Raw genomic sequence first — 725 nt, 5'->3', positions numbered from 1 at the left:
GCCGTTAGGCAGGAAAGCAAAGTTTTATAGAAACTTTGGCTTTCGCCAATTCAGTGTTAAGACTGGTTTAGAGCTGTCAATTCCTTATGCTCCCACGCTTTGCTCGTCCGCTACCATTGACAGCAAACAGTTAGTTTTTTTGAATCTTAACAAGAACTTAGCTGCTATGTTCGTTTTTTAGGGCCTTATTTTTCGTTTCTAGCAATTTTAAGACTATTCATATACATTTATACCAAAGCAAAACAAAAAGCCCTCAGCAGGCTCTTAGAGGGCTAAATAACGAAGCCAGGACGATTAATAATATCTTCTTGTCTTTTTTGCAAAACATAAGTGTATAGGGAATCATACAGATTCCTCTTGATCTCATCAGGTTCATTGACAGAAGCTTCAAACAATTCTTGAATATCAACTTGCCAAGGATCAGCAAGCATTTCATCAATTGGTTTTAATACTTTCTTTTCGTCCATCTTAATGACTCCTAACATCAAAATAATGCTTTCAGTTTAGATTTACAGATCTTACAACACCGTTATTCAAAATTTGTTACCAAGCTTATAAAGATTCTCTGCACAAAGCAATTAAAAAATTTTGGCTTAAAACAGCGTAATCTGCAACACTTTTTAAATATTTAAAACATAACAATCTTAGTTAGGTGCAAACATAAATTGAATTAAAAATACAGTCAATTCAACAACAGCAGAAATTGATTTTATGGTTATCAGCAG

At 33.7% G+C, this 725-nt stretch carries 2 protein-coding genes; one reads left to right on the top strand and one right to left on the bottom strand.

The genetic code is table 11. The features are described from left to right. On the top strand, positions 1-181 hold a 181-nt coding region (locus HC026_RS12750; protein ID WP_211089498.1), incomplete at its 5' end, for a hypothetical protein. A 91-nt stretch (positions 182-272) separates the two neighbouring features. On the opposite strand, the gene HC026_RS12365 is transcribed toward HC026_RS12750, so the two are convergent. Beyond that, entirely contained in the window at positions 273-485 is a 213-nt protein-coding gene (locus HC026_RS12365; protein WP_042253400.1) for a hypothetical protein, read from the bottom strand. Between the last annotated feature and the right edge of the window lie 240 nt (positions 486-725).

Source organism: Secundilactobacillus angelensis, from assembly GCF_012641075.1.
GTDB classification, from domain to species: Bacteria; Bacillota; Bacilli; order Lactobacillales; family Lactobacillaceae; genus Secundilactobacillus; species Secundilactobacillus angelensis.
Note: the sequence above shows the minus strand (reverse complement) of the source record. Positions and strands in the feature narration are given on the sequence as shown.

What these genes read in the sequence shown, in the direction of transcription:
- HC026_RS12365 (WP_042253400.1), bottom strand. Translation starts at nt 485, where the DNA reads ATGTTAGGAGTCATTAAGATGGACGAAAAGAAAGTATTAAAACCAATT.